Consider the following 275-nt stretch of genomic DNA (forward strand, 5'->3'; position numbering starts at 1 on the left):
CCGGGTGCGGACCTTGACCTCGATCACCACTTCGGCGTCGGGAGCCATCGAGGCAATGGCGCAGGTCAACTCGCGCGTCGCGCTGTTGACGCCACCCGTGGGCGTGCCGCAACTGGCGTTTGCGCCGGAGACGATGCGGCTGGAGACAAAGCCGCCGCCCGGGTATGCGTAGGGCACGGGGTTGCCGGCCTCGTCCACCGGGTTGCCTCCCACGATGCGCACGCCATCGGTCTGCTTGACCAGCGCCTGCAGCGAGTCGCGCACGCGGACATTCG

The 275-nt window shown here is 69.5% G+C and carries 1 protein-coding gene; it reads right to left on the minus strand.

Annotated features, from left to right (window positions below; genetic code table 11):
- Positions 1 to 275 (minus strand): hypothetical protein (locus tag ACFIKI_RS08510; protein ID WP_375666780.1); only part of this gene is annotated, 275 nt, incomplete at both ends.

Origin of the sequence: Bartonella sp. TT121SHDZB, assembly GCF_042193415.1 — a bacterium.
Taxonomy (GTDB): Bacteria; Pseudomonadota; Alphaproteobacteria; order Rhizobiales; family Rhizobiaceae; genus Bartonella.